Below are 25,327 nucleotides of genomic sequence, written 5' to 3' on the forward strand. Positions count from 1 at the left end.
CGGCCCGACTGACGTGGATCGCCGAATGAAGGCGCTGCCGGTTTTCGCGCCGCGTTCACCAGGAGGCGTCCCATGCTGTTGAATCCGTTCGCCGGGGTTTATCTCACCGATCCAGCACGCACGTGGCGACACATTCTCGACGACCCCGGCGAGGTGCACTACGCCGAGGATCTGGGCCTGTGGTTGATCAGCAGGCACGCCGACGTACGTCGTGCCCTCGCCGACGCCACGACGTTCACGAACGCCCTCACCCTCGCCCCGGTCTACCAGGTGTGCCCCGAGGCGATGAGCGTGCTCATGCGGCTCGACGCGCCACCCACGACGGCTGCCGCGGACCCACCGGTGCACCACCGCACCCGCCGGGCCCTGCGGGCGACCTTCGCGAACACCGCCGAGCGGGTCGAGACCGAGTACGGCGCGATCGTCCGGCGGCGGGTCGATCAGCTGGTCTCCCGGCTCGCCGCCCGTCGGGGCGAGCGGGTCGACCTGATCCCGGAGCTCGCCACCGAGCTACCCCTGCTGGTGGTCCTGGACATCCTCGGCGTGCCCGACGCCGACATCGCGCGGATCCGGAGCTGGGCGGACGGCCAGATCGCCCTCGTCTGGGGGCAGCCGGACCCGGCCGAGCAGGTACGCCTCGCGCAGGGCCTGCTCGACTTCTGGCACTACTGCGAGGAACTGGTCGATCAGCGCGTCGACGGCGGCCAACCGGGCGACGACTTCATCGGCCGCGCCCTTACCTACCGGGACGACGACGACGCGGTGCTGAGCGTGCCCGAGGTGGCGAGCCTGGCCTTCAACCTCCTGGTCGCCGGGCACGAGACCACCGCCGGCCTGCTCGCGCACGCCCTCGACCAGGCGCTGTCCAACCCCCGGCACTGGTCGGCCCTCACCGCCGACCGGGGGGCCGTGGGCGCCTTCGTGGCCGAGACCCTGCGGTTCGCGCCCGCCATCGACGGCTGGCTCCGGGTGACCAGCCGGGACGTCACGGTGGGCACCGTGACGATTCCCGCCGGGGCACGCTGCCTGCTGCTGATCGGGGCGGCGAACCGCGACCCCGCGGTCTTCGCCCATCCGGACCAGTTCACTCCCGGGCGGGCGGACGTGGGCAACCACCTGTCGTTCGGCCACGGCCCACATTTCTGCATCGGCGCGGGATTGGCGCGACTGGAGGCCGAGATCACCATAACCAGACTCACCGAAGCCATTCCCGGTCTGCGCCTGGCGACTGCGCAACAGCGCTCGTACAAGCCGAATGTCGCGTTTCGCGCCCACGACACACTGCTCGCGGTAATCGATTCGGTGGCGCCCGCCGAGGCGTCGGCGACGAGCGGTGCGGCGGCCACCGATGCGGCCGCCGCCTGAGCGTGCGCGTGCGCGTGCGACAGCAGGTTCACCGGCGCGCGGGACGAGTGCGGGCCACGCGACGCCGCCCGCCCCACCCGGCGCCGCTCGACCCCGGGACGCACCTTTCCGCTTCGCCCGACGATTCATGTCGGTGAACGTCTTCACACCCATCGCGTCCTGGGTTAAGAATTGCCCTCTATGAATGTTCGGCTCATCGGCGAATTTCGATCTGGCGTCCGCTGCTGATTCCCCGTAGCCACGAAGGTGAGCGCATGGAGCACACGTCCCCGTCGAGTTCTGCTCCCACTGCGGCCAGCGAACGGTTCCGCTGGGAACTGCGCACCTGCCGGGTTCGCCGGGGCCTGACCCAACGGGCCCTCGCGGATCTGGTGCGGTTCAGCCGGGAGACGGTGGCAGCGGTCGAGTCGGGTCGCCGGTTCGGCAGTCACGAGTTCGCGCTGCGCTGCGACGACGTACTCGGCACCGGCGGTCGGCTCGCGGAGCTGTGGCCGCAGGTGGCCGCCGAGCAGTTGGCCGCCGACGGCCGCCGCGGCCCCCGCGCCCCGGGACCGGTTCGGCGAGATCAGCCGGTGCCGCGCCAGCGCGCCCGGCGCGACGCGCGTGACCCGGGCGCCGTGGTGGACGCCATCGACGAGCTGCGTGAGCTGATCGGTCAGGTGCTCAACGGTGCACCCGAGCCGGACGACGCGCAGCGGCGACAGCCACGGAGCAACCCCCTCGACGACCAGCGCTGATCACACCGCTCCAACTCGGTCTCGCGGTGTCACCGGCCGCTGACGTTGGGTACAGATGCTGGTACGGGCAGTTTGTACCACGGCCAGGTCTGGTCTACGAGCGCGGCTTCCGGCCGAATGGGACTTGCATTCGGCAACGTGCGGATAGACCGTCATCGACGAGTCGTGGGAGTCAATCTTGGCGTCGAGCACCCGGTCCCACGCGGCCAGACCCTACCCGACCCGCCGACGCGGCTGGAAGATAGCCGGGCGGATGCGCCTCATCGTCGCGGCACCACTCGTGGCCGTGATCGGCTTCGCTGGCCTCGCGCTCACCGAGAGCGCCCGCCAGACCGCGCGCGCCAGCGACCTCCGGGCCCTGGCACAGGTCGGTGCGGCGGCCGGTGACCTGGCCTACCGGCTGCAACGCGAACGCATCGCCGCCGCCGACCTGCTCACCTACCCCACCGCGGAACAGCAGGACACCTTCGGCGTGGAGCTGGCGGCCACCGACGACGTCGTGGCGCGCTACCGCGCCCAGCGGGACCGGCTCTCCCCCGACGCCGGCACCAACCGCGACCTCCTGCACCGCATCGACGCGGCCCTGGACAGCCTCGCCCCGCTGCGCACCCAGGTACGCACGGCGGCGCACGCCTCGGTGTCCGCGATGACCTTCAGCTACCGGATCGCGATCGCCGACCTGATCAGCCTCCGGGAGAACATCTCACACGGCGTGGTCGACGCCGAACTCGCCGACGGGATCCGCGCCTCGGCGGCCCTGTCGAAGACGGCCGAGGCGATCGGTCAACAGCAGGTCGCCGTGCTGCGGGCGATCGCTGGCGGCGAACTCACCCCCGCCATGCAACAGGACATCACCGCGGCCCGGACCAGCTACACCGAGTCGAGCCTGTCGTTCCTGGCACTGGCTCCGCCCGCGTGGAGCGTCTGGTGGGAACAGGCCGGCACCGGCCCGGAGGCGCTCGCCCTGCAACGGATGCAGGACGAGGTGTCGCGAGCCCAGCCCGGATCGCCACTGCACCTGGAGACCGCCGGCTGGGTGTCCACCACCCAGGCGCGGGCCGCCCGCCTGGCCGACCTGCGCGCCCGGGTCGACGCCGCGGTCGGTGACGACGTCCGGGCGGCGCACGCCGACCAGCGCCGCCGGGCCGTTGCCGAGGCGGTCGGCGTCCTGCTGGCACTGCTGCTCACCGCCCTGGTGACCTGGGCCGTCGCCCGGCAGATCACCCGGCGGCTGCGGGCGCTACGGGACGCGGCGAACGCCGTGGCGTTCGAACAGCTCCCCGCCGTGGTGGCCCAGCTCCAGCAGCCTGGTAGCGCCGCCGTCGACCCGCACCAGTTGGCCCGCCAACAGGCCTCCGCCGCCCTCGAACCGTCGAGCGACGACGAGATCGGCGAGCTGGGCCAGGCGTTCAGCGCGGTCCACCAGGCCGCCGTGCGGACGGCCGCCGAGCAGGCCGTCATGCGCGCCAACACCGCCGACATCTTCATCCACCTCAGCCGCCGCGAACAGCGACTCGTCGACGCCGTACTGGCCCAGGTCGACCTGGTCGAACGGGACGAGACCGACCCCGACCGGCTGCACCAGCTGTACACGTTGGACAACCTGGCCACCCGGATGGGACGCATCAACGCGAGCCTGCTCGTGCTCGGCGGCGTCGGTGTCGGTCGGGTACGCCAGCGCGACGTCCCGCTGCAACAGGTGCTCCAGGCGGCGCTGTCCCAGATCGAGCACTACTCGCGGATCCGGCTCGGCATGATCGACGGGGACGTCGCGGTGGCCGCGAAGACCGTCGACGAGGTCGTGCACCTGCTCGCCGAACTCATGGACAACGCCACCACGTACTCGCCGCCCGGCAGCGAGACCTGGGTGAGCGGTCGAAGCCTCGGTGACCGCGTCATCGTCCAGATCAGCGACGAGGGCATGGGGTTGTCCCCGCAGCGGATGCAGCAGCTCAACGAACTCCTGGCCCAACCTCCGGCCACCGACGTGGCGGCCGTCCGGGCGATGGGCCTCGTCGTCGTGGGCCAGCTCGCGGCCCGGCTGGGGGCCACCGTCCAACTGCGCCGCGGCCCCCGACGCGGCACCCTCGCCGAGGCGACGCTGCCCGCGACCATCATCCGGTCGCTGCCGCCGGAGGAGTACCTGCTCGCACCCGGCCGCCTCTCCCGCCGGGCGGCGCGCACGGCCAGCCCGCCGCCGTCGTACCAGCCGCGTCCCGAGCCCACCGCCGGCCGTCCCCCGGCCGAACGGACCCTGCCGGCGGCGCCGGTGTTCCGGCCAACTCCGCCACCCCCGGACCGGGGTGACGCGCCCACCGAGGAGTTGCTCATCTTCGAACAGGTCAACCACTGGTTCCAGACGGACGCCGCCGACGGCACCGACGACCGGGAGTGGGCCAGCCCCGCCGACGACGCCTGGCACACCGCCGCCCAGGTGAACACCCCCGACGTCACCACGACCACCCCGTCCGGCCTGCCCAAACGGGAGCCGCAACGGCATCTGGTGCCCGGCGGCGTGAGCGTGCCCCGCCAGCAGCAGCGGTCCGAGTACCGCGACCCGGCCCAGGTGGCGACGGCGATGGCCGCGTACGCGCGGGGGGTGGCGAACCGGCGGCGTACCCCGATCAACCTCGGCAACAAATGACGCGACAGGAGCGCACGTGAGCGACCAACAGGACCTCGGCTGGCTGCTGGACAGCTTCGCCGCGCGGGCGACCGAGGTCAGCCATGCGATCGCCATCTCCAGTGACGGCCTGATGGTGGCCGCCACCCGGGACCTGCCCCCGGACCGGGCCGACCAGTTGGCCGCGACGGGCAGCGGACTGGTCAGCCTGCTGCGCGGAGCGGCGGCCTTCTTCGACGCCGGCGCGGTGATCTCGAACGTCACGCAGCTCGAGGGCGGGTTCATGTTCTCGATGGCCTTCAACGACGGCGCCTCGCTGCTGGTGCTCGCCGCACCCGAGTGCGACGTGGGCAAGGTCTCCTACGAGATGACCGAGCTGGCCAACCGCATCGGAGACGCTCTCACCCCCGCGGCCCGGGCGGCACTCGCCCGCAGCCGCTGACCACTCCGGCGCCCCCACGCCGGAGACCCACTTCCCCTGGAGTTCAGACATGCCTCACCTCACCCCTGGGCGCAGCCATGCCCTCACCGCCACCCTGCTGGCTGTCGTCCTCACCGCCAGCGCGGCCTGTGGCGACGACGCGCCGGGCCCGAGCGCCAGCGGCTCGATAAAGATCGGCCTGCTCGCCTCGCTGTCCGGGACGTACCAGGCGGTCGGTACGGAGATCCGCGACGGCTTCCAGCTCTACCTGGACACCCACGACGGCAAACTCGGCGGTCGGCAGGTCGACCTCGTCATCGCCGACGAGGGCAACGGCGCCCAGACCGCGGTCCCGGCGGCGACGAAACTGCTCAAGCAGGACCGGGTGTCCGCGCTCACCGGCATCGTCGGTGGTGGTTCCGTCGCCGGGGTCACCCCGCTGCTGGCGGAGACCAAGGTGCCGCTCGTCGGTTCGAACGGGCGACCGGAACTCAAGGACGTCTCCCGGGTCTGGCACACCTCGTACCTCTCCGACGAACCCGGGGCGGCGATCGCCCAACACGTGCGCGACAACGTGCGGGGCTCGGTGTACGCGATCGGCCCGGACTACCAGGGTGGCTGGGACGAGCTGCGAGGGTTCACCGACGCGTTCGGCAAGATCGGCGGAAAACTCGCGAACGCCGACGGCAAGACCACCTTCACCCCGTTCCCGGCCACCACCAACTTCACCCCGTACTTCGCCCGGATCAAGGCCTCCGGCGCGGCGGCCGTCTACACGTTCTACGCCGGCAGCGCCGCCGTCGACTTCGTCAAGCAGTACGCGCAGTCCGAGATCAAGGACGTCCCGTTGTACGCGGCCGGGTTCCTCACCGAGGGCGGCGTGCTCAACGCGCAGGGCGAGGCGGCCCGGGACATCTACTCGGTGCTCAACTACTCGTCCGACCTGGACAACGCGGAGAACCGTGCCTTCGTGGCGGCGTGGAAGGCCAAGCACGACGGGTCCCCGACGACCTACGCGCTCGCCTCGTACGACGCGGCGGCCGTGCTGGACCGGGCGGTCGGCGCCGCCGGCAGCAACCCGACTCCGGAGGCCATCAACACGGCGATCGGTCAGCTGGGCCAGATCGCCAGTCCGCGTGGCACCTGGCAGTTCTCCACCACCACGCACTCCCCGGTGCAGAAGTGGTATCTGCGGCAGGTCCGCCAGGACGGTCGCGCGCTGTCCAACACCGTCGTGGGTGACCTCGCGACCGTCGGCCGGTGACCGCTGTGGCGGCCGGCCTGAACCGGATCGACCCGTACCTGATCCCGGCGCTGGACGGGGTCGCCTACGGGCTGCTCGTGTTCGTCGCCGCGGCGGGCCTGGTGTTCTGCTTCGGCGTCGCCAACATCCTCAATCTGGCGCACGGCCTGCTCTACGCGATCGGCGGCTACACCGCCGCGGCGGTCCTCGACGGTGGCTGGGCCAGCCTGGCGTTGGCGCTTGTCGTCGGTGTGCTGGCCGCCGCCGCGGCGGGTGCGCTGCTGGCCGGCCTGCTCACCCCGGTCGCCACCGGCAACCACCTCGGTCAGGCGCTGTTGACGTTCGGTGTGGCACTGGCCGGCGGCAGCCTGCTCGTCGCCGGTTTCGGCGCCGACGATCCGCAGGTTCGGGTGCCGGCCGTCCTGGAGGGGTCGGTGGTGGTCGCCGGGCACCGCTACGCCGCGTACCGGCTGGTGTTCATCGTCGTCGCGGCGGTGCTCGCGGCCGTGCTCCACCTCGTGGTGCGGCGGACCAGGGCCGGGATGCTCGTCCGCGCGGCCGTCGACGACCCGGAGATGGTCGCCTGCCTGGGGGTGAGCCCGGCGCGGATCCGCGCCGGGGTGCTCGCCGCCGCCGGCGCGCTGGCCGGCGCGGCCGGGGTCCTGGGCGCGCCCATCATCGGCCCCGGCACGGACAGCGCCGACACCGTGCTGCTGTTGTCCCTGGTCGTGGTCGTCCTGGGTGGTCTCGGGTCCATGGGAGGCACCCTGCTGGCGGCGCTCGCGATCGGCGAGATCCAGACGCTGGGCGTGGCGCTGCTGCCGTCCACCGCGCCGTTTCTGCTGTTCGCGGCGATGGCGGCGGTGCTTGCCGTGCGGGCCCGAGGCATCGCCGGCCGCTGGCGGGCGGCATGAGGGACGAGGTGGTTCGGCGGGCGCGCGGCGCGGTCGCGGCGCTCGTCCTGGCCGGCCTAGTCGTGGCGCCCTGGGCGGTCGACGACTACACCACCGCGCTCCTCGCCCGGACGTTGGCGTTGGCCCTGGTCGGGGTGAGCGTGGCAGTGCTCACCGGTGTCGCCGGGCTGCCGACGCTCGGGCAGACCGCGCCGTACGCGGCGGGCGCCTACGCCTGCGCCGTGCTCGGCAGCCGGATCTCCGACGTCGGCGTCGTGCAGCTCGCCGTCGCGGCGGCCGCCGGGGCGGCGCTGGCCGCACTCACCGTGCCCCTGGTCGTGCACGCCCGGGGGGTGATCGTCCTGATGATCACCCTGGCCATCGGTGAACTTGTCGTCACAGTCCTCGGTCGCTGGCGGTCGGTGACCGGCGGCACTGACGGGTTGGCCGGCAGCTCCGCGATCCGCCCGTTCTGGGGGCTCCCGCCGCTCGCCAGCGACCAGGCGCGTTACCTGTACGCCCTGGTCGTCGTGGCGACGCTTGTCGGTGCGCTGCTGGTGCTGCTGCGTACCCGGGCCGGGCTGCTGCTGCGCGCCGGCCGGGACGACGAGACGCGGTTGCGGGCCAGCGGCCACCGGATGCCGCTGCACGTCTCCGGGGCGCACATCGCCGCGGGGGCGATCGCCGGGGCGGCCGGTTCGCTCCTGGTCGTCGCCCAGCAGTACATCTCCCCCGCCGACTTCGGTTTCGACACCTCAGCGCTGCTGCTGCTCGGCGTCGTCATCGGTGGCACCTCCTCGGTCGGTGGCGCCCTGGTCGGCGCGGCGCTGGTGATCGCCGTGCGGGACTGGTTGTTCGGGGTGCTGCCGGGGCACGCGCCGCTGGTGTTGGGACTGCTGTTCATAGCGACGGTCTACCTGCTGCCCAGCGGTGTCAACCGGGCCCGGGGTCGGCTGCGTCCGCCGGCGGTCCGGTCGCACCAGCCTGCCGCCGCCGAGCGGGCCGCCGTACCGGAGCTGCGCCGATGACCTGCCTGCTCAGCGCCGAAGGCATCAGCGTGCGGTACGGATCGCTCGCCGCGCTGGACGGCGTGGACCTGTGCGTCCACGACGGCCAGCGGCACGCCCTGATCGGCCCGAACGGTGCCGGCAAGACAACCCTGCTCAACGTGATCGGCGGGTCCACGAGACCGCAGCACGGCACCGTGCGTTTCGCCGGGCAGGACGTCGGTCGGCTCGGGCCGGCGGCCCGCGCCCGACGAGGCATCAACCGCATCCACCAACGTCCGGCGGTCTTCGCGACACTGACCGCCACGGAGAATGTCGTGGTCGCGGCGTTGCCGCGGGTCATCGCGAAGCGCCGCTGGTGGGCGGACGGACGTCGCCGCGTCGCGCACCACCGGGCGGGCACACTGCTGGGCCAGCTGGGCCTCGCCGACGTCGCGGCGGTGCCCGCCGGGCACCTCGCCCACGGGCAGCGACGCCAGTTGGAGATCGCGATGGCCCTTGCTGGTCGTCCCCGCCTGCTGCTCCTCGACGAACCGGCGGCCGGGTTGTCCGCCGCCGAGGTCGGCCGGCTGGTCGAGCTGCTCCGGGCGCTGCCCCGGGAGGTCGCAGTGCTCCTTGTCGACCATCGGCTGGACCTGGTGTACGCCCTGTCCGACACGGTGACCGTGCTGCGCGACGGTCGGACGCTGGCCGCCGGGACGCCTGACGAGATCCGTTCCTCGCCGCTGGTGCGGCGCGCCTACGCCGACGGGGTGGCCTGATGTTGTCAGTGGATCGCCTGAGCGCCGGCTACGGCGGCGGGACCGTGTTGCACGAGGTCAGCCTGCGGGTGCGGGCCGGCAGCATCCAGGCCGTGGTGGGCCGTAACGGGGCGGGCAAGAGCACCCTCGTGCACACGATCGCCGGGCTGGTGCGCGCCTCAAGCGGTCACGTCGAGGTCGGCGGGGTGCACGTGGCCGGCCGGCAACCACACCGCGTCGCCCAGTCCGGCGTCGGTCTCGTCCCGCAGGGCCGCCGGGTCTTCTCCCGGCTGACAGTGGCCGAGCACCTGCACCTGGCGGCGGCGCCGTGGCGGGCCCGCACCTCCGGCGGCGAGGGCTGGACGGTGGCCCGCACCCTCGACCTGCTGCCGAGGTTGGCGGTGCGGCTGCGCCACCGCGGTGGTGAGCTCTCCGGCGGCGAGCAACAGATGCTGGCGATAGCCCGCGCGCTGCTCGGCCAACCGCGGGTGCTGCTGCTCGACGAACCGTGTGAGGGCCTCTCGCCCGACCTGGCGGCGCGGGTCCGCGAACTCGTCAACGGTCTCGCCGCCGACGGCTTGACGGTGCTGCTCGTGGAACAGCAACTCCAGCACGCGATCGAGATCGCGGACCGGGTGGCGGTGCTGGAGTACGGCCGGGTGGTCTACGACCGACCGACGGCCGAGGCCCGCGTCGACCCCGCACCGCTGGCGGCGATGTTGAGCGTCGCCGCCACCCCGCCACCCCCGCCCAACCGGGCGGCCCCTCGGCTCTGGGCCGACACCCCGTAGTCACCTGATCCCTCGGAGAGGTAGACACCGATGACAACCGTGACGAGCGATGGCGCGTACACGTTCGACAACGGCGCACCCGACGCCGTTGCCCAGATGCACGCCCTGGAGTCCTTCCTGGATCCGATCACCACACGTCGGCTGGCCCGGCCGGTGCTGCGACCCGGTGCGACCTGCTGGGAGGTCGGGGCGGGGGGCGGCTCGATGGCCCGGCGGATCGCCCGCGCGGTCGGCGACCACGGGCACGTGCTGGCCACCGACATCGACCCCACCCACCTCGTGGCCGACGACAACCTGCACGTACGCCGGCACGACGTGCGGACCGAACCGCCGCCCGGGGACGCGTTCGACCTGGTCCACGCCCGGCTGGTGCTGCTGCACCTTCCCGATCGGCGACGGGTCCTGCGGACGCTCACCGGCGCGCTGGCTCCCGGCGGGTGGCTGGTGGTCGAGGAGTTCGACTGCACAGTGCCACAGCGGGTGCTCACCGCACCTACCGACGACGCCGCGAAGCTCTTCGCGCAGGTGATGGACGCCATGATGGGTGTCCTGGAGGACCACGGCGCCGACCTGGGCTGGGCGCAGGACGTGCACACCGAGATGGCCCTGGCCGGCCTGACCGACCTGGACACCATCACCCACTCGCAGAGCTGGGCCGGCGGTTCGACCGGAACGTCGCTCTACGAGACGAACTCCCGGCAGTTGGAACCGGAGCTGCTCGCCGCCGGGCTGTCACCCCAGCAACTGAACGCCTTCCGGCGGCTGGTGCGTGACCCCGGGTTCGCCGTCATGTCGTACCACTTCGTCTCCACCCGGGGCCGCCTGCCAAGCTGACAGCAGGTAGACGATCGCACGGAGAACTGTCCCGTAGCTCTCCCGCCGAGCCGGACAGCTCTACGGAGCACCGGCCGGGCTCCCCGTGCGGAGCCCGGCCGGTCTGCGCGGGTCAGCGTGGGACCGTTTCCTGGCCAGCCAGGACGATCAGGTCGGCGGGACGGGCGGCCAGCGGCGCTGTCGCTCCGTCGAGCCACACGAGGTACTCCACCGGCGGACCGGACGACCCCCACCTGGCACCGACGATCGTGGCTGAGCTGGCGTTGTCCGGCTGGGCACACAGGCGCACCCGGGTGCCCGGCGCGTGGCCGTCGTCGGCGACGATGAGCAGCGCGTCGAGGATCTGCCGAGCACCGACGATCGGCAGCCCCTCCACGTACGGTTCGCCCGCGTATCCCAGGCGCGGCGTCATCATCGTGCGCAGGAGCGCGGCCTGCCGAGCGGCCTCCTGGCGGACCTGCCCGTCCGCGCTGCGTGCCGCGATGCCGAGCGTCTTCTCGATGCCCGACCAGACCTGCACCGTCTCCTGCTCGACCAGCCGGCGGGCCTCGCGGTCCACATCGGCGCAGGCCGTGTCGAGGGCGGTCTCCTCGCCCAGCTCCGCGATCCAGGCGAGGTCTCCCGCCTCGGGCAGCAGCCCCGGCGACTCTGTCGCGACCACGAGGTACACCATCGTGAGCAGTTCCTCCCGGCCGTTGCCGTGGTAGAGCGCGCCCACCCCACTGCCCGCCCGCCCACGGCTCGGCGGGAAACGCTCGACGAGGTGCCGGGCACGGCCATGGGGCAGAAGCGCCGCTCGCCTCGTGTCCGACACCCGCTGCTCGAACGACCGCCGCTCGCGGCGTTCGACGAGCAGCTGACGGTGGCTGTCGAATCCGATGGGGTAGATCGTCCGCCCGTACGCGCAGAGGGTTTCGCCGGGGCGCAGCCCGACCGAATCGAGGTGCCGGGCAGCCACCGAGTAGGCGACGCCGGCCTGGGTCGCGTACTCCCGGATGGCGCGCTTGCGGGCCCGACCGGGGTGCGGGGTTCGCCGTGCGTGGTGATCAGACATGATGCCTCCGGTGCAGCCCCACGCACTCCACCGAACAGGCGGCGTGACCGCACGCCGGGAGTCGACACAACCGCGCCGAGTCGGAGACTCTTGGCCCAGCATGCGGTCAGGCGTGGGCCACCGCATCGGGCGCAGGCAGGCGCTCTGCCAGGGCCCAGCATATCGCGACCGCGGCGCCCGGCGCGGCCGTGTGCGCGCCGGGCGGACGGCAGGTGGTCACTTCGGAACGTGGAAGCGCAGGTGGGTGACGTGTGGTGATTCGATCACCGCGGTTCGCTGGAGTTCGATGTGGTCGGTGCCGAGATCGTCGAACGGGCGCGTGCCGGTGCCGAGGAACACCGGTACGAGTTGGATGCGGATCTCGTCCACCAGCCCGGCCTTGACGAACTGTCCAACGGTGGTGGGCCCGCCCATGATCAGGACGTTGCGGTCGCCGGCCACATGACGCGCCTGGCGCAGCGCGCTGTGCAAGCCGTCGTCGACGAACGTGAAGACGTCGCTCTTCATCGTCAACGGTTGGCGTGACTGATGGGTGACCACGAAGCACGGCACCGGGAACGGGGTGTCCTCCCACAGGTCCACGCCGACGTCGAACGTCCGTTTGCCGATCACCACGGCGCCCGTCGTCGCGTGCAGCTCTCGTGCCTGGGCGGCGTCGACGCCGGCCGGGGTGACCCCGTCGGCCGCCACGGCGCGGTCCTCGCCGGAGCGGAACAGCCACTCGTGCAACCGCTCGCCGCCCACGCCCATCGGGTGCTCCCTGCTGACGTCAGGCCCGGCGGCGAAGCCGTCCAACGACACGCTCATGCTCACCACGGTGCGGCCCATCGTGTCCCCCTCATCGTTCGTTGCCGGGTCACTGTCGATCGGGCCGCTGCTTCTCGTCAGCAGCCGTGCCCGGCCCAGTCGGGCATCGCGGGGCGACCCATCCGACACCCCGGCTCCTGCCGCACCCATCTTCGCGCCGGGCACCGACAGTCGGATCTGACGGGCAGCGCAGCGGACACCGTGGCCGGCCGACCGTGTCAGCCGGTGTCGGTGGCGTGTCGGGACGGTGTCAGCGGGCCCACGCATGCTGTCCGCATGACAGCTGACCTGGTGATCGAGGCCGAGGGCCTCGTGAAGACATTCGGGAAGACGAGGGCGCTGCAGGGCGTGGACCTCGCGGTGCCCCGGGGGACGGTGCTCGGGGTGCTCGGCCCCAACGGCGCCGGCAAGACCACCGCCGTCCGCATCCTCTCCACCCTGCTGGTTCCGGACGGCGGAACCGCCCGGATCGCCGGTTTCGACGTGGTCCGGGACGCCGAGCGCGTTCGGCAGAGCATCGGCCTCACCGGCCAGTACGCCTCGGTCGACGAGGATCTGACCGGACGGCAGAACCTGGAGCTGTTCGGCACGCTGCTGGAGTTGGGGCGCACCGGTGCCCGGCGACGGGCCGCCGAACTGCTCGACTGGTTCGATCTGACCAACGCCGCGAACCGGCCGGCCAAGACCTACTCCGGTGGCATGCGGCGACGGCTGGACCTGGCCGCCAGCCTCGTCGGCTCCCCCGACGTGATCTTCCTGGACGAGCCGACGACCGGGCTCGACCCGGCCAAGCGTGAGGACATGTGGGACGTGGTCCGTTCGCTTGTCGACAACGGCTCGACGGTGCTGCTCACCACGCAGTACCTGGAGGAGGCCGACGCGCTCGCCGACGCGATCACGGTGATCGACCACGGCCGGGTGATCGCGCACGACACCCCCGAAGGGCTCAAGCGGGTGGTCGGCGGGCAGACCCTGGAGGTCCGCCCCTCCGACCCGGCGCAGCTGCCCCGTACCGCGGAGATCCTGACCCAGGTCGGCTCCGGCGGGCAGGCCGACGAGATCCGCAAGGGCGTGCTCGCGGTGCCGGTCACCGACGACGCGGCCCTGACCGAGAGCGTCGCGCGGTTCGCCGCGGCCGGCATCTCGATCACCGAACTGTCCCTGCACCTGCCGAGCCTCGACGAGGTGTTCTTCACCCTCACCGGGCGTACGGCATCCGACGACGACACCACCCGCCCCACGGAGGTCGCGGTATGAGCACTCTGACCGACACAGCACCCACGAGAAGTCGCGCGCTCTCGAACTCCGCGCCGAACCCCCGGCCGTTCCGGCTGGTCCGGCACTCGTTGGCGCTCGCCAAGCGCAGCCTCATCAAGACCTGGCGTACGCCCGAGGCGCTCATCGACGTCACCCTGCAGCCGGTGCTCTTCCTCATCATCTTCGTGTACGTCTTCGGCGGCGCCGTCGCCGGATCGACTCACGACTACCTGCAGTTCCTGCTGCCCGGCATCCTGGCGCAGACGATCGCGACCGGCGCCATCGCGATCGGTGTCAACCTCAACACCGACATCGCCAAGGGCATCTTCGACCGGTTCCGGTCGTTGCCGATCCCCCGCTCGGCACCACTTGTCGGCGCGGTCCTCGGCGACGTCGTCCGGTACGTGATCGTCACCGTGTCGACCCTCGCGATCGGCTACGTGCTGGGTTTCCGGATCGACACCGACCCGTTCCGGGCGATCGCCGGGTGTCTGCTCGCGGTGCTGTTCGCGCTCTGCCTGAGCTGGCTGCCGGTGCTCGTGTCGATGAAGGTGCGCACCGCGGGCGCCGTGCAGGGTGTGATGTTCGCGCTGATCATGCCGCTGAGCTTCGCGTCCAACGTGTTCGTCGGCGCCGACACCCTGCCGGGCTGGATGCAGGCGTTCGTGGACGTCAACCCGATGACCCACCTGGTGGCGTCGGTACGCGGGCTGTTCCTGGGCACCCCACTCGGTAACCACGTCTGGTGGACCCTCGCCTGGTGCGCCGGCTTCGTGGCGGTGTTCATGCCGCTGGCGCTGCGCGCGTACCGCAAGAAGATCTGACCTGGTCACGGCGTCGGCACCTCGACCTGCCGACGCCGTGGCCGAATGGCGGTCCGGAGGATGAGCCGCCGACGGGCCGGGCCCGTGGCGCAGGCCGCGTTCAGTCGTCGCGCCCGACACCTCGGTCGGGCGCGGCCATGTCTCCCGTGCTGGGCGTGCCGTCGGCAATCCCGTACCGCAGGTAGACGGTGCCCTTCGAACTGGCCACCGGCGGTTCGAGGAGCGTGACGTTCGTGGGCACCGCCCCTCCGTCGAACACCTTCTTGCCGACGCCGAGCACGATCGGGTGCACCCAGAGGTCGAGTCGGTCGAAGAGGTGTTCGCGCAGGAGGGTCTGCACCAGGTTCAAGCTCCCGACGACCTTGACGTGCTGGTGCCGGTCACGGATCTCGCGCACCGCGCCGGCCAGATCCGGGCCGAGCTGCGTGGACCCGGCCCAGGAAAGGTCGGGCGTAGCCCGGGAGGCCACGTACTTCGGGATGCTGTTGAAGAGCGTGGCGATGGCGTTGTCCTCGCCGCCCTCCTGGTGGGGCCAGTAGGCGGCGAAGATGTCGTAGGTCCGCCGGCCGAGCAGCAGGGCGTCAGTGCCCTCGTACGCGGCGGCGACCTGCGCCCCGGCGACCTCGTCGAGCAGCGGCGCCTGCCAACCACCGAACGCGAAACCCTCCGGGTCCTCCTCGGGGCCGCCGGGTGACTGCCCGACCAGGTCGAGGGTGGCGAACAGTTCGATGTGGATCAGACCCATGCCCTGCTCCCGATGAGTGTGTGGCTCGGCCGGAGGGCGGACCCGCCAGGCATCGGCAGGCGTCCCGGCAATGCCGACTCACCATAGACCAACGGCCGCGCCCAATCCCGGTACGACAGCCGCTCGTGTCCGGACACGCCCACCGTCTCCGGGCGCGATACGACACGCCGGGACGAAACAGATCCTCATCAGCGCGATTGCCGCAGCTAGGCGAGCAGGTCGTCCATCAGCTCGCGGATCCGGGCGACGGCGGCGGCGACCGGCCGCCCGCGCCACACGGCCAGCAACGGCTCACGCTGCTCCTCGTCGCCGAGGGCGGCGTTGAGCCGTTCGGGGTCTCCGGGTGGGAAGAACGTCCCGGCGTGGGTGCCGGTCCGCGTCGCGAGGGCGAACAGTTCGCGGGCGGTCGTCACGTCGTTGCGGTGCGCCGCCAGTTCGGCGCCGCCCTGGGCCCACGCCCCGATCACCGGCAGGTCGTTGGAGGAGAGCGCCTCGTCGCGGGCGACGATCAGCGCGGCGACCGCGCGGGCGTCGGCGTTCTCCGCCGGCACCGGGCGCACCTGCGCCACCCGTAGCCGCAACACCGCCTCCGCGACCCGCAGCATGGCACGGGCCTGCGGCGGTGGGCCGGTCCAGCCGGCCAGGATCCGGACGACGCCGTCGCCGTACGCCTCGGCCTCGTCGTACCGCTCGCGCTGCCAGGCCAGGTGCGCCAGCCCGAGACACGCGACGGCGGCGTCCACCGCCTCGGCTTCGCCCGGCGCGGCGGTCTCGGACAGTCGCCGCTCGGCCTCCCGGTCGCCGGCCAGGGCCAGTTGCACGTCCAGCCGAACCCGGATCGAGCGGGCGTCCTGGGTGGCCCCGATCAACTCCATGTGTCGGACGCTGCGCGCCAGCCACTCGGCCGACGGGGAAGCCTCGCCCGGCACCAGGAACTGCCCGACGGCCCCGGCCGCCATCGCCATGCCCCAGTGGTCACCGGCGATCTCGAAGCGGCGATAGGCCTGCTGGGCGTCCTCGACCGACGCCGTGTGCATGCCGTTGTTCTCCCGGACCGCGGCGCGGGCGAACAGGCCGAGCCCCTGCACGTACGGGTCGGGGTGCTCGACCATCACGACGGTGCCGCGAATGCTCTCGTCGGGGTCGGACGCGTCGAACGTGGGTAGCGCCGAAGCGAGCACCGCCATCCGGGACGACACCTCGTCGGGCCGCTCGGCGAGGACCCGCCGAAGTGCCCGCCGGGCGAGCACGGCGAGCCGGAGATCGCCGCTGATGCCGGCGTTGACCCCGACCACCAGGCACATCCAGGCGAGCCGGTCGGCGTCGGGCAGTTCTCGGCCGGTGCGCCGGCCGTGCAGGAGCGCGGAGTGGACCCGTCGCTTCGGGTCTTCTACGTGCAGCAGACCCGCCGCCCAGCCGGACACCTCCAGGTGCAGTCCCCGCACCACCCAGAGGTGGAACAGGGCGGTGGCGATCTCGACGGCGGCGGGCTCGTCGTCCACGCCCAGCGCCCACCGCAGACCCGCGACGAGGTTGTCCTGCTCGTCGGCGCAGCGGGCGAACGCGTCGATCTGTTCGGGGCCGATGAAGCGGTCGGCGAGCGCGACGGCCTGCTCGCGCGCCCACTCGACCAACCCGCTCACGGCCGGTCCCCGGTCGCCGGCCGCGCCGAGGCGGGCCTCGCCGTACTCCCGGACCGTTTCGAGCATCCGGTAGCGTGGCGGACCGTCCCCCTCGACCAGGGTCAGCAGGGACTGTTCCACGAGTCTCGCCAGGCCGCGACGGACGTCCGGGGTCCGCGCGACCGCGGCGGCGAGGTCGGCGGTGAACGGCGCGGGGATGACGGCGACCCGCTGGAGCAACTCCCGGTCGTCCTCGGCGAGCAGTTCCCTGCTCCAGTCGACCATCGCCCACAGGCTCGCGTGCCGCTCCGGTAGGCCGCGCAGGGCGTCGTCGAGCAGCGCGAACCTGTCGCTCAGTCCGGCGAGGACGTCGTCGATCGGCATGTGCCGCAGCCGGGCGGCGGCGAGTTCGAGGGCCAGGGGCAGATTGTCGAGCCGGTGACACAGTGCGAGCGCCCGCGCGGTGTCCCAGGTCGGCACCGCGCCCCCGGCTCTCGCCCGGGACTCGATCAGGGCGAGCGCGTCGTGGTCCGGCAACGCGGTCAACCGGTGGACCCGTTCGCTGGCGAGACCCAGCGGGGCCCGGCTGGTGGCGAGCACTGTGACCTCCGGTGCGGTCACCGCGACCAGGTCCGCGACGACGGTGGCCACCGCGTCGAGGACGTGTTCGCAGTTGTCGAGCACTACCAACCCGTCGAGGTCGGGTGCCACGGCGCGCAGGCGTTCCTCGGGGCTGAGCACCCGCCGTTCCAGGCCCAGGTTGCCGCCGGTCGCCGAGGTGTCCGCGCCGCCGAGGGCCGCGAGCACCGTGGGCAGCACCTCGTCGGGCGAGCGCAGGCCGGCGAGTTCGATCACGCGTACCGACTGGCCGGCCGCCGCCGCCCGGCGGGTCACCTCGGCGGCGAGGCGGGTCTTCCCCGCGCCTCCGGACGCCACGATCGTCACCGGGGTCGCGTCGGCGAGTGCCGTCACCACGGCGTCGACGTCGCGTTCCCGGCCGACGAGGGCGGTCATCGGCCGCCGCCAGGCGGCGGGCAGGGCGATCCGCGTCGGCTGCCGGGGGGTCGCCTCGACGACCGCTGTGGTCAGTTCGCCGCGCAACAGTGCCAGATGGACCTGTGTGATCACCGGCGACGGGTCGGTGCCGTACCGGTCGACCAGGTCGGCCCGGAGCCGCTGCACCACCTCCAGCGCCTCCGCCTCCCGTCCCTGGGCGGCCAGGACCCGGACGAGCAGGGCGGCAGAGGGCTCGTCCGGCGGTGTACGCGCGACGAGCCGACCCAGGTCGGCCTCGTCGAACGGCCCGGCGCCGGCGAGGGCCGCCTGCGCGCGCAGCGCGGCGACGTCCGCGAACAGCCGGGTGTCCTCGGCGGTGACCAGCTCCGGCACCTCGGGGAACAGGGCACGCGCCCGGTCGGCCAGGATGCGGGCGGCTGGCACGTCGCCGCTGTCGAGGACCGTGCGTGCCCGGTCGACGAGCGCCCGCGCCTCGACCGCGTCGATGACGATCTCCTCGGCGGGCAACCGGTATCCACCCGGCACCGCGAGCACGGGCAACCCCAGTCTGCGTACCCGGGACATCAGCGCCTGCACCGCGCCCGTCGCGTCGTCGGGGGGCGCGCCGTCCCACACGGCGTCCACCAGCAGGCTTGTGGAGACCGCCCGCCCGCGTGCGTCGACGAGCGCGCGGACCACCGCCGCGAGCCGTTCACCCCGAACGGGCTGACCGTCGACAGCGAACGGGCCGAGGGTGGTGATCTGCACGGACCCAGCATCCCTCACGCGTGCGCGTGAGGGACGACCGCCGGTCCGTGCGGATCAGCGCGGCCCCGCCACCGGCTTGACAGGCCGCCGTTTGGTTAGGTTAGCCTAACCTCATGCAGAACGAGTTGGCGTCGGCCAACGGGGGGCGCAGCCTGTCCGGCGTCGACCTCCGTCTGGGCTATCACGGTGTGCCGGTGGTGCACGGTGCCGTGATCAACCTCCGGCCGGGTGCGGTGACCGCGCTGGTGGGGCCGAACGGCAGCGGCAAGTCCACGCTGCTGCGGGCCCTGGCCCGGCTGCACCCGATCGAGGCCGGGATCGTGCACCTCGCCGACGGTGTCACGGCCGCCAGCCTCCCGGCCCGAGAGTTCGCCCGTCGGGTCACCCTGCTGGCGCAGAGCCGGCCGGTGCCCAGCGGCGTCACAGTGCGCGACGTCGTGGGCTACGGCCGCCACCCCTACCGGGGACGCTGGCGCACCGAGGACCCGGACGGTCCCGCCGCCATCGCCCGCGCCATGGACGTCACCGGCGTCGCCGCGATGGCCGAGCGTCCGGTCGACGAACTCTCCGGCGGCGAGTTGCAGCGGGTGTGGCTGGCCACCTGCCTGGCCCAGGACACCCCTGTTCTCCTGCTCGACGAGCCCACCACGTTCCTCGACCTGCGCTACCAGGTGGAGATCCTGGACCTGGTTCGGGACCTCGCCGACGACCACGGCGTCGCCGTCGGCGTCGTCCTGCACGACCTCAACCAGGCCGCCGCCGTGGCGGACGAGGTCGTCCTGCTGCAGCAGGGTCGGGTCCGCGCCACCGGCGCCCCGGCCACCGTGTTCACCGAGGACGCCCTCACCGAGACCTATGGAATCCGGATCGAGGTGACGACCGATCCGATCAGCGGGCTGGTCACCACCCGCCCCGTCGGGCGGCACCCGATTCGCGCCCTGGTCTGAAACACCCCTCATCCACAGCAGAGAAAGACCGTCATGACCCGTACCCGTTTCACCGCCCTCATCGCCGTCGCGGCCGCCCTGACCCTCGGCGCCTGCGGCACCACCGAGAAGGCCGCCGCGCCCGAGACGTCCGCCTCGTCGGCCGGCGGCCCGGTCACCATCACCGACAGCCGGGGCAAGGAGATCACCCTCAAGGCCCCGGCGACCACTGTCGTCGGGCTCGAGTGGGGTGAGGTCGAGATGCTTGTCAGCCTGGGCGTCATGCCGGTCGGTGTGGCCGACCCGAAGGGCTACGGCACCTGGGTCACCTCGGCGAAGCTCGACCCCGGCGTCAAGGACGTCGGCACCCGGGGCGAGCCCAGCGTCGACTCGATAGTCGCCCTCCAGCCCGACCTCATCGTGATGGAGGACGACCGGGGCGCGAACATGGTCAGTCAGCTGGAGAAGTACGCCCCCGTCGTGGTGGCCAAGGGCAGCGACGCCACCGACAACCTCGGCCGGATGCGTACGGACCTCACCATGATCGCCAAGGCGGTCGGCAAGACCGCCGAGGCGCAGAAACTGCTCGCCGACTTCGACGCGGCGATCGCCGACGGCAAGAAGAAGATCGCCGACGCCGGTGCCGCCGGCCGGCCGTTCGCCATCGCCGACGGCTGGAAGGAGGGCAGCACCGTCAGCATCCGGATGTTCGGCAAGGGCGCGCTGGTCTCCCAGATCGGCATCCAGCTCGGCCTCACCAACGCCTGGACCGGCAAGGTCGACGAGGTGTGGGGCCTCGGCCAGACCGACGTCGAGGGCATGACGGTCCTCAAGGACCCGAACACGCACCTCTTCTACAACGCCTCCGACGGCGACGACGTGTTCGCCGACGGTCTCGCCGGCAACGCCATCTGGAAGTCGCTGCCCTTCGTGCAGCAGGGCAACCTGCACAGGATGCCCAACGGCATCTGGACCTTCGGCGGACCGCTCTCCGGCAAGCAGTACATCGACGAACTCGTCAAGACGTACGCGGTGTGAGCGTGCTGAACGCACCTGCGCGCCCGGAGCCGGCCACCCGGCCGGCTCCGGGCGGGCGCCCGGCCGGACCCCGCATCGTCGGTGTCTTCGTCGCGGCGATCCTGCTGCTGCTCGTCGTCGGCGCTGTGCACCTCACCCAGGGCACCTCGAGCGTCGGCGCTCTCGACCTGCTGCGACTCGTCACCGGCAACGACGACGAGGCGGCCCGCGTGCTGATCGCCGCCCGGCTGCCCCGGCTGCTCGCCGGACTGGCCATCGGCGTGGCGCTCGGGTTCGCCGGTGCGGCGTTGCAGTCGATCGCCCGCAACCCGCTCGCCTCCCCCGACACTCTCGCGGTCAACGCGGGCGCCCACCTGGCGATCGCCGCCGTGGCCGCGTTCGGCGTCTCGCTGCCCGCGCTGCCCGCCGGCGGCCTCGCCTTCTGCGGCGGGTTGGCCGCCGCCGGTCTGGTGCTGGCGATGTCCTCCGGCGGGCAGGCCGGCACCACCCGGCTCATCCTCGCCGGCTCGGCGACCGCGCTGGCGCTCGGCTCGGTGACCACCCTGTTGCTGCTCCTGTTCGAACAGGCCACCATCGGGCTGTTCGCCTGGGGAAACGGTTCGCTGGTGCAGAGCGACCTGGCCGCGCTGACCCAACTGGCACCGGTGATCGTCGGCGCCGCCGTCGTGCTGATGCTGCTCGGGCACCGCCTCGACATCCTCGCCCTCGGCGACGACACCGCCACCGTGCTCGGCCTCGACGTGCGGCGCACCCGACTCACCGTGATGGTGCTGGCCGTACTGCTCTCCGCCGCCGCCGTCACCCTCACCGGCCCGGTCGGTTTCGTCGGCCTGTGCGCCCCGGTGATCGTCCGGCTGCTCGCCCCCGTGGTGCCCGGGGTGCACCGGCACCGCGTCCTGCTGCCCCTGTCGGGCATCGCCGGGGTCATCATCGTGCTCGGCTCCGACGTGCTGCTGCGCGCCGTCATGGGCGGGCAGGCCGGGGTCGACATCCCCACCGGCGTGGTCACCACCCTGTTCGGCGCGGCGATCCTCATCTGGCTGGCCCGCCGGCACCGCGACGCGGGCCCCACCCGCCGCCCGCCCGGCGGGCACGCCGCCGTGCGCTCCGCCGCGTTCCACAGCGGCGTCGTCGCCGTCACCGCAGTGGTGACCGTCTGCGCCGTGGCGGTCGGCATGCTGGCCGGTGACACCTGGGTGCTGCTCGGGGACATCGTCAACTGGGTAAACGGCAGCACCGGGCCGGCGTACACCTTCGTGCTGGACCAGCGGTGGCCGCGCGTCGCGGCGGCGGTCCTGGCCGGGGCGGCGCTCGCGGTCGCCGGCACCACAGTGCAGGCGGTCTGCCGCAACCCACTCGCCGAACCGGGCATCCTCGGCATCACCGCCGGCGCCGGACTCGGTGCCGTCGCCCTGCTGACCTTCGTGCCGCTGGCCGGGGTATGGGCCGTCTCCGGCGTCGCCGGCCTCGGCGCGATGCTGGCCTTCGCCCTGGTCTACGGGCTGGCCTGGCGCGGCGGACTCAGCTCCGACCGACTGGTGCTGATCGGGTTCGGCGCCTGGCAGGGCGGCATGGCGGTGATCACCTACCTGGTCGTCGCCTTCGACCCGTGGAACACCGGGAAGGCGTTGACCTGGCTGTCCGGCTCCACCTACGGACGGCTGCCGACCCAGGTGCTGCCGGTGCTGATCGCCCTGCTGGTGCTCACCCCGGCCGTGGTCGCCGCCCGGCGCGACCTCGACCTGCTGGCCCTTGACGACGACACCCCCCGGGTGCTCGGCGTCCGGCTGGAGCGCACCCGGTTGGTGGCGCTCGGCGCGGCAGCGCTGCTCACCTCCACAGCTGTCTCGGCCGTCGGGGTGATCGGCTTCGTCGGGCTGGTCGCCCCGCACGCCGCGCGGGCGCTCGTCGGTGGGCGGCACTCCCGGGTGCTTCCCGTGGCGGCCCTGCTCGGCGCGGCGCTGGTGAGCATCGCCGACACCCTCGGCCGGACGGTCATCGCGCCGGCCCAGATCCCCGCCGGCCTGGTCACCGCCATGATCGGCGCTCCCTACTTCGTCTGGCTGCTGTGGCGCTCCCGCGCCGTGGCGAACAACCCCCGGTAGCTGCCGGCCCGATCCCGGAGAGACATCATGACCGAGACCCTGCCCATCGCGCCGTGGCGGGTGTTCACCGTCAGCGTGCGCGCGGTACGTCGACTCAGCCCATCGTTCACCCGGGTGACCTTCACCGGGGCGGACCTCGACCGGTTCGCCGACAACGGCTACGACCAGCGGATCAAGCTGGCACTGCCCCTGCCCGGCGAGCGCGGGGTGCAACTTCCGGCGGTACCGGACTGGTACGCCAAGTGGCGAGCCCTGCCCGAGCACCGGCGCCACCCGATCCGTACCTACACGGTGCGGGCGGTCCGACAGCACCTGGCCGAGGTCGATGTCGACCTGGTGCGGCACGGCGACGGCGGACCGGCGACGCGCTGGGCGCGCCGGGTCCGCGCCGGTGACGAGATCGCGCTGGTCGGGCCGGATGCCGGCTACGTCGGGGACCACGGCGGGATCGAGTTCCGGCCGGCGGCCGGGACGGTCCTGCTGTTGGCCGGGGACGAGACCGCCGTGCCGGCGATCGCCGGCATCTGCGAGCGGCTCCCCAGCGATTCCCGGGGCATCGTCGTGCTGGAGGTGCCCGATGTCGACGACGTGCTGCCGTTGGCGGCGCCGCCGGGGGTCGAGGTGCGCTGGATGCCCCGAGGCGCCGACGCCCACGGCAGCCGGCTGCTGCCCGCCGTCGCCGTGGCGGCCGGAGAACTGCTGGTCCCGGGCGCGGCGAGGGCGGCCCAACCGGTCCCCGACGTGGACGTGGACACCGACATCCTCTGGGAGGTGCCCGGCGAGGTGACCACGACACCGCTGTACGCGTGGCTGGCCGGGGAGGCCGGCGTGATCCGTACCCTGCGCCGGCACCTGGTCACCGAGCGGGGCCTGGACCGCCGAGCGGTGGCCTTCATGGGTTACTGGCGTCTCGGGCGCGCCGACGGCAGCTGACCGCGGCGAACGCGCGGCGGGGGCCGGAACGGCAGCGAGGTGCGTCGGTGCTCTCGCGGTGCGTACAGTTTCGGGTCGGATGTGGGCGAGCCGGGGTGATCCGGCACGGGATACGGGACGTGACGACGACGCATGACGGTGGACAACATTTCCGAAAACGGTAAGCCGGGCATTGACCGCGCGCGGTTGGAGACCTGCCTCAGCGTCTTCGAGGCGTTGGAGGCGTTGCCCTCCGACCATCCGGACGTGGTGCGGGTGCAGCGGGCCACCGCCCGGCTCTACAAGGTGGTCAAGCAGCGGCGACGCGAGGAACGGCGAGACGCCGTCCTCGCTGCCGACCGGGCGGTGACGGAGGCCACCGCCACCGGCGCTCCCGGGCGGATCGACGACGAGACCCAGGGCATCCCGCTCGCGTCCTCCGCCGCGGGCGAGACGGCGGGCTTCCTGCACAACCCCCGTGGCTGCTACGTCTGCAAGCAGCGCTACCGCGAGGTGGACGCCTTCTACCACCAGCTCTGCCCGTCCTGCGCGGCGCTCAACCGGGAGCGCCGCGACGCCCGTACCGACCTGACCGGTCGGCGTGCGCTGCTCACCGGCGGCCGGGCCAAGATCGGCATGTACATCGCGTTGCGGCTGCTGCGCGACGGCGCGCACACGACGGTGACCACCCGGTTCCCGCACGACGCGGTGCGCCGGTTCGCCGCCATGCCGGACAGCGGGGACTGGCTGCACCGGCTGCGCATCGTCGGCATCGACCTGCGTGACCCGGCCCAGGTGATCGCCCTCGCCGACTCGGTGAGCAGCCAGGGCCCGCTCGACATCCTGATCAACAACGCGGCGCAGACCGTCCGCCGCTCCCCCGGTGCGTACGCGCAACTCATCGCCGCCGAGGCCGCGGCCCTGCCGGACGGCCCGCTGCCGGAGCTGATCACGTTCGCGAAGTCGGCTGGGCCGGGCACCCCGGCCGGCAGTCTCACCGCCGGGCTCACCCCGCACGCGCTCACCGCGCTGGCACTCACCAGCGGCTCCGCCTCGCCGGAGCGGATCGCCGCGTCCACCGCCATCGACGCCGGCGGTCTGGTGCCCGACCTCGACTCGGTGAACAGCTGGGTCCAGCGGGTGCAGGAGGTGGACCCGGTCGAGCTGCTCGAAGTGCAACTGTGCAACGTCACCGCGCCGTTCGTGCTGGTCAGCCGACTCCGAGCGGCGATGGCCGCCGCGCCGGCCCGGCGGAAGTACGTGGTGAACGTGTCGGCGATGGAGGGCCAGTTCGGCCGGGGTTACAAGGGGCCGGGGCACCCACACACCAACATGGCCAAGGCCGCGCTGAACATGCTCACCCGCACCAGCGCACAGGAGATGCTCACCGACGGCATCCTGATGACGAGCGTCGACACCGGCTGGATCACCGACGAACGCCCGCACCCGACGAAGATGCGGCTGGCGGACGAGGGCTTCCACGCCCCGTTGGACCTGGTGGACGGGGCCGCCCGGGTGTACGACCCGATCGTCCGTGGCGAGCTGGGCGAGGACCTGTACGGCTGTTTCCTGAAGGACTACGCGCCCTGCGCCTGGTGATCAACCGGCACGACGAGGAG

General features: G+C 72.6%; 21 protein-coding genes. 17 read left to right on the top strand and 4 right to left on the bottom strand.

Features of this window, described 5'->3' with window-relative positions; all coding sequences use genetic code 11:
- Positions 1-72: 72 nt before the first annotated feature.
- From AB0B85_RS30275 to AB0B85_RS30320, 10 genes are all read left to right on the top strand, one after another.
- Positions 73-1,365, top strand: a complete 1,293-nt coding sequence (locus AB0B85_RS30275; RefSeq protein ID WP_357412626.1) for a cytochrome P450 — start codon at positions 73-75, stop codon at positions 1,363-1,365.
- A gap of 254 nt (positions 1,366-1,619) precedes the next feature.
- Complete coding sequence (locus tag AB0B85_RS30280) at positions 1,620-2,102, top strand: helix-turn-helix transcriptional regulator (RefSeq protein WP_357412628.1); 483 nt, start codon at positions 1,620-1,622, stop codon at positions 2,100-2,102.
- Positions 2,103-2,355: 253 nt separating this feature from the next.
- Complete coding sequence (locus tag AB0B85_RS30285) at positions 2,356-4,746, top strand: nitrate- and nitrite sensing domain-containing protein (protein ID WP_357412630.1); 2,391 nt, start codon at positions 2,356-2,358, stop codon at positions 4,744-4,746.
- 16 nt (positions 4,747-4,762) lie between these two features.
- Complete coding sequence (locus AB0B85_RS30290; RefSeq protein WP_203174378.1) at positions 4,763-5,167, top strand: roadblock/LC7 domain-containing protein; 405 nt, start codon at positions 4,763-4,765, stop codon at positions 5,165-5,167.
- 49 nt (positions 5,168-5,216) lie between these two features.
- Entirely contained in the window at positions 5,217-6,410 is a 1,194-nt protein-coding gene (locus AB0B85_RS30295) for an ABC transporter substrate-binding protein (protein WP_357412632.1), read from the top strand.
- Positions 6,407-7,303 carry a branched-chain amino acid ABC transporter permease gene (locus AB0B85_RS30300; RefSeq protein WP_357412634.1) on the top strand — a complete coding sequence of 299 codons (897 nt, stop codon included), beginning with the start codon at positions 6,407-6,409 and terminating at the stop codon, positions 7,301-7,303. The genes AB0B85_RS30295 and AB0B85_RS30300 overlap by 4 nt, the downstream gene beginning before the upstream one ends.
- Positions 7,300-8,310 carry a branched-chain amino acid ABC transporter permease gene (locus AB0B85_RS30305; protein WP_357412636.1) on the top strand — a complete coding sequence of 337 codons (1,011 nt, stop codon included), beginning with the start codon at positions 7,300-7,302 and terminating at the stop codon, positions 8,308-8,310. Before AB0B85_RS30300 ends, AB0B85_RS30305 begins: the two co-directional genes overlap by 4 nt.
- A complete protein-coding gene (locus tag AB0B85_RS30310) occupies positions 8,307-9,050 on the top strand; it encodes an ABC transporter ATP-binding protein (protein ID WP_357412637.1) in 744 nt (247 codons plus the stop codon). The genes AB0B85_RS30305 and AB0B85_RS30310 overlap by 4 nt, the downstream gene beginning before the upstream one ends.
- Positions 9,050-9,820 carry an ABC transporter ATP-binding protein gene (locus AB0B85_RS30315; RefSeq protein WP_357412639.1) on the top strand — a complete coding sequence of 257 codons (771 nt, stop codon included), beginning with the start codon at positions 9,050-9,052 and terminating at the stop codon, positions 9,818-9,820. Before AB0B85_RS30310 ends, AB0B85_RS30315 begins: the two co-directional genes overlap by 1 nt.
- Before the next feature lie 30 nt (positions 9,821-9,850).
- Entirely contained in the window at positions 9,851-10,654 is an 804-nt protein-coding gene (locus AB0B85_RS30320) for a methyltransferase domain-containing protein (protein WP_357412641.1), read from the top strand.
- Between the two features lie 112 nt (positions 10,655-10,766).
- On the opposite strand, the gene AB0B85_RS30325 is transcribed toward AB0B85_RS30320, so the two are convergent.
- Together AB0B85_RS30325 and AB0B85_RS30330 are read right to left on the bottom strand one after the other, a co-directional pair.
- Positions 10,767-11,708 (bottom strand): hypothetical protein, encoded by a 942-nt coding sequence (locus AB0B85_RS30325; RefSeq protein ID WP_357412643.1) that lies wholly within the window; start codon positions 11,706-11,708, stop codon positions 10,767-10,769.
- A gap of 216 nt (positions 11,709-11,924) precedes the next feature.
- On the bottom strand, positions 11,925-12,515 hold the full coding sequence (locus tag AB0B85_RS30330; RefSeq protein ID WP_357412646.1) for a dihydrofolate reductase family protein: 591 nt from the start codon (positions 12,513-12,515) through the stop codon (positions 11,925-11,927).
- Positions 12,516-12,791: 276 nt separating this feature from the next.
- Between AB0B85_RS30330 and AB0B85_RS30335 the strand changes: the two genes are divergently transcribed.
- Positions 12,792-13,772: an ATP-binding cassette domain-containing protein gene (locus AB0B85_RS30335; protein ID WP_357412648.1), complete on the top strand. Its 981-nt coding sequence runs from the start codon at positions 12,792-12,794 to the stop codon at positions 13,770-13,772.
- On the top strand, positions 13,769-14,596 hold the full coding sequence (locus tag AB0B85_RS30340; protein WP_357412650.1) for an ABC transporter permease: 828 nt from the start codon (positions 13,769-13,771) through the stop codon (positions 14,594-14,596). Before AB0B85_RS30335 ends, AB0B85_RS30340 begins: the two co-directional genes overlap by 4 nt.
- A 100-nt stretch (positions 14,597-14,696) precedes the next feature.
- On the opposite strand, the gene AB0B85_RS30345 is transcribed toward AB0B85_RS30340, so the two are convergent.
- Together AB0B85_RS30345 and AB0B85_RS30350 are read right to left on the bottom strand one after the other, a co-directional pair.
- Positions 14,697-15,341: a dihydrofolate reductase family protein gene (locus AB0B85_RS30345; protein WP_357412652.1), complete on the bottom strand. Its 645-nt coding sequence runs from the start codon at positions 15,339-15,341 to the stop codon at positions 14,697-14,699.
- Positions 15,342-15,547: 206 nt separating this feature from the next.
- Positions 15,548-18,727, bottom strand: a complete 3,180-nt coding sequence (locus AB0B85_RS30350) for a BTAD domain-containing putative transcriptional regulator (RefSeq protein WP_357412654.1) — start codon at positions 18,725-18,727, stop codon at positions 15,548-15,550.
- A 113-nt stretch (positions 18,728-18,840) separates the two neighbouring features.
- Here AB0B85_RS30350 and AB0B85_RS30355 point away from each other — a divergent pair, with 113 nt between their 5' ends.
- From AB0B85_RS30355 to AB0B85_RS30375, 5 genes are all read left to right on the top strand, one after another.
- Positions 18,841-19,674, top strand: coding sequence for an ABC transporter ATP-binding protein (locus tag AB0B85_RS30355; RefSeq protein WP_357412656.1), 834 nt, complete (start codon positions 18,841-18,843; stop codon positions 19,672-19,674).
- Positions 19,675-19,707: 33 nt separating this feature from the next.
- Positions 19,708-20,691, top strand: coding sequence for an iron-siderophore ABC transporter substrate-binding protein (locus AB0B85_RS30360; RefSeq protein ID WP_357412658.1), 984 nt, complete (start codon positions 19,708-19,710; stop codon positions 20,689-20,691).
- A 2-nt stretch (positions 20,692-20,693) separates the two neighbouring features.
- A complete protein-coding gene (locus tag AB0B85_RS30365) occupies positions 20,694-22,796 on the top strand; it encodes an iron ABC transporter permease (RefSeq protein ID WP_357412660.1) in 2,103 nt (700 codons plus the stop codon).
- 27 nt (positions 22,797-22,823) lie between these two features.
- Positions 22,824-23,729, top strand: coding sequence for a siderophore-interacting protein (locus AB0B85_RS30370; RefSeq protein ID WP_357412662.1), 906 nt, complete (start codon positions 22,824-22,826; stop codon positions 23,727-23,729).
- A gap of 132 nt (positions 23,730-23,861) precedes the next feature.
- Positions 23,862-25,307, top strand: a complete 1,446-nt coding sequence (locus AB0B85_RS30375; protein WP_357412664.1) for an SDR family NAD(P)-dependent oxidoreductase — start codon at positions 23,862-23,864, stop codon at positions 25,305-25,307.
- Positions 25,308-25,327: the final 20 nt, after the last annotated feature.

The sequence above is a fragment of the Micromonospora sp. NPDC049044 genome, assembly GCF_040649215.1.
Classification (GTDB): domain Bacteria; phylum Actinomycetota; class Actinomycetes; order Mycobacteriales; family Micromonosporaceae; genus Micromonospora.